Here is a 3,758-nt window from a genome sequence, read left to right as displayed (position 1 = left end):
AATTGTTTCCACCGCTTTCTGCCCCATATTATAGCCCGATTGCTCAATAGTGGTGAGAGAAGGTGAAATGATCCGGGAGGAGAGGTCATTGGAATACCCTACCACTTTGATTTGTTGAGGCACGGCAATGCCCCTGTTTTTGGCTTCACGTATAAAAGCTACGGCAGAACTGTCATTGGCGGCGAACATACCATCCGGCATTTTTTGTGCATCAAATAGTTGTTGTGCGGCTACAGTAGCGGAATCCATTGTCAGGTCATGAATGTATACCAGCTGTTCGTCGAAGGGAATGTTGTATTGTGCCAATGCTTCTTTATAACCCGAAAGCCTTTGCTGATAAAGATTGCAGGTAAGCAATCCGGAGAAATGCGCAATGCGTTTGCAACCTTGCTTGATCAGGTGTTCTGTTGCCAGAAAACCACCTCTAAAGTCATCCCCGGTAATCGTATAGCCCTGAAAGTCTGTAGGTACACGATCATAAAATACCAACGGGATATTATTCTTAATAAAGGGAGTGAAATGGTCAAAGTTGGTGGTAAACATGGAAGCTACCGCTAGCAAACCATCTACGCGGAGAGAGTAGAAGGTATGTACCAACTCTTTTTCCATTGCCACCGTTTCGTCCGATTGGCCAATTACAATACTGAATCCATATTTATGGGCTTCATGTTGGATACCACTTATCGCTGTACTCTGAAAATACATGGAAGTACGGGGCACGATCAATCCCAGAATATTTGATCGTTTTTTGCGCAAACTGGAAGCGATCCAGTTAGGTACATACCCCATTTCAGTAGCCGCCAGCTGTATTTTCTCCCGCGTTTCTATGTTAATAAGTGGATTGTTTTGCAATGCACGTGAAACGGTAGATGCTGACAGGTTAAGCTTGCTAGCGATATCGTAAATCGTTATTTTGTTAGTCCGATCTTTCACTGTTTTTGAGGCTTCGTGAGTAAATAATGTAGCGATATTAAGCATTTTCCGGAAGAATTACCAGCCTTTGGGTATACATCAACGAAAGCACCCTTCCCGGTATAACCGGAAAGGGTGCAGTTATTTTCGTTTATGCCTTATAGTTATTTGGGATCCAATGCCTTGCTAATGCGGGCAATCAGGTCCTGTACGTGATTGCGGGTCATTACATCACCACCGGCAGCAGCTCCACGCAGTTCAGTTCTGAGTGCGATCAACTGAGCGCGACCAATACTTGCAGCATCTGATTTAGTTGGACTGGCAACTGAATAACCAAACATCATGGCCGTTGGATTTGGAGCTGGAAGAGTGATCAGTTCTGTCAGGTTATCCACATATGTGCGTTGCAGGTTTCTGCGGTATACATCCACTGACTGGTGTGCATATATTTCTGAGAAGATGGATTTTTTCAGATCATTCAGCAATTCAGTGGGTGTATAAGCTTGCGCGCCCATTGCCACTTCGCTGTTGATCAGTTTATTGATGGTACTGAGACTCATCAGTCTATCCAGTATTGGCTCCTGACGGGAGCTGACCAGAGAAAGAGCATCGCCACCAACGCGGCTCAGCAGATCCTGGTTAATCAACCATTTAGGCGTAGTAAACAGTTGTTTGTTAAGGAATTGAACTGCTTCTTTCTGAGTAGCCTTTGGTACATATTCATACACTGCACCAGCTTGTTCTACGGTTTTAGGTGTTTCATAGATACCAGCCACATTTTTAGCCACATGACCCATGTAACGGCCGAATTGTCCGCTTATCTCTCTGTATAATTCTGACAGGTTACCATAGCCTTCGTTATCAACTTTAGTCCAGGCGAGGAGGTTAGGCATAATATACTGCAGGTTTTTAATACCATAGGCACTTGCAATCATGGCATTATCGCCCAAATCTTCATTCTGTGATCTTGGATCATCGGGATTTGTTTCTGTACCAAACCAGTATTTCTTATCCTTCAGTTTCTCCACAGTCCATTTGTTCAGAATTGGCTTTTCTGCTTCCGGAGATTTTGCTTCCGGGATTAATTTGTAACCCCATTCAATGGCCCATTTGTCGTAGTAGTTGATACGTGGGTAAAGATCGGCACCACTGATGCCATCACCAGGTTGGGCAACATAGTTAAAACGTGCGTAGTCCATGATCGACGCAGCGTGTCCGTTTTTCTTAACCCATTCTTTATCACGCAGTTTTTCCACGGGATATGTAGAGCTGGAGCCGAAGTTATGGCGGAGACCCAGGGTATGACCTACTTCGTGAGAAGATACGAAGCGGATCAGTTCACCCATCAGTTCATCGCTGAATTGCATATTGCGGGCGCGGGGATCATTAGGGGTTGCCTGTACAAAGTACCAGTTGCGCAGTAAATGCATGACGTTGTGGTACCAGTTGATATGACTTTCAATGATTTCACCGGAGCGTGGATCGCTCACGTGAGGACCGCTTGCATTAGGTACATCGGAAGGTTTGTAAACGATCGCAGAGAAACGGGCATCTTCCAGCGACCAGGTAGAATCTTCCTGTGGGGTAGGTGCCATTTTAGCGATGATGGCGTTTTTAAAACCGGCTTCTTCAAATGCTTTCTGCCAGTCATTAACACCCATGATCAGGTATTTACGCCATTTTTCTGGGGTAGCGGGATCGATGTAAAATACAATTGGTTTAACTGGTTCTACCAGTTCGCCGCGTTTGTATTTTTCCAAGTCTTCCGGTTTAGGCTCCAGGCGCCAGCGGGCAATCATTTGTAGTCTTTTTACGCCTTGCGGATCTGCATCAAAGTCAGTTACGCTGGTGGTAAAGTAGCCTACACGTGGATCGAAGTAGCGTGGCTGCATAGGTACCGCAGGTAATAACACCATAGAGCTGTTGAGTTCTACGGTAGCGTTACCGCCCGGACCGGGAGGCATGCCCGGACCCGCAGGACCACCGCTTTTGCTATACGTTTTTACGGTTTTGATTTCCGTATTCATCGGATAAGATTTTACATCTGAGATGTAAGATTTATCAGGTTGAACGCCACCGAGTTTGAGTGCGTTTTTCACTTGTCCGTCGAAGAAGAGGATATCATTATCACCACCGATAAATTCGGTCAGATCGATGACGGTACCCTGGTTGTTTTTAGACAGTGCTTTTATATCAAATGCCGCCACAATTGGCTGCAGGTTAGAGTTCCTTACAGACGTGAACATCGGCTGTGTGGAATCTTTTGAAACATCGGAATAGGAAATGTTTTTCAGGAAGATGCGATTGTTAGGGCCTTTTTCAAAGCGGATCACATTTTCGTTGATGATGTCGCCGCTGAATCCCAGCATCATAGCGCGTAGACCGGCTGCAGATTTGGATATTCTGTTAACTACGAGTACATCTCTGCCAAGCAGGGAATCAGGTATTTCGAAGAAGAAGCGATCATCCAGTTTGTAGATATTGAACAATCCGGAGTCGGATTTTGCTTTATCAGTGATGATTTCGGCAAAAGGTTTAGGGCCTGGTTTAGGACCAGGTTTGATCATAGGTGGTTTTCCTGTGGAGTCCTTGGCAGGTGCAGGAGTAGTTGGCGCGGCATTGCGGGAATGTTTTTTCCGCTGTGCTTCGGCAGGGTGAAAAACTGCAGTACCCAGGCAGATCGCGCCTGCCATGGCTATTATCAGTTTGTTGTGAAATGGTTTGCTCATTACGGTTTGAATAATTGGTTTTTGATAACTTGTTGTGTTTTTTTAAAAACCTTTGCAAGTACGTATATTAAGTATTAACTTATGAGGAAAATCCATAAGCGCGGCAATGGCTGTAGG

2 protein-coding genes are annotated in these 3,758 nt (G+C 45.2%); both read right to left on the bottom strand.

Annotated features, from left to right (window positions below):
• The coding region (locus VIP81_RS09700; RefSeq protein WP_331959120.1) for a LacI family DNA-binding transcriptional regulator at positions 1 to 933 on the bottom strand (933 nt) is incomplete at its 3' end.
• Between the two features lie 143 nt (positions 934 to 1,076).
• Complete coding sequence (locus VIP81_RS09695) at positions 1,077 to 3,641, bottom strand: zinc-dependent metalloprotease (protein WP_331959117.1); 2,565 nt, start codon at positions 3,639 to 3,641, stop codon at positions 1,077 to 1,079.
• Between the last annotated feature and the right edge of the window lie 117 nt (positions 3,642 to 3,758).

Origin of the sequence: Chitinophaga sp. (assembly GCF_036566945.1) — a bacterium.
Taxonomy (GTDB): Bacteria; Bacteroidota; Bacteroidia; order Chitinophagales; family Chitinophagaceae; genus Chitinophaga.
Note: the sequence above shows the minus strand (reverse complement) of the source record. Positions and strands in the feature narration are given on the sequence as shown.

Excerpts from the sequence above, each read along its gene's own strand:
- VIP81_RS09695 (WP_331959117.1), bottom strand. The coding sequence starts at position 3,641 with ATGAGCAAACCATTTCACAACAAACTGATAATAGCCATGGCAGGCGCG.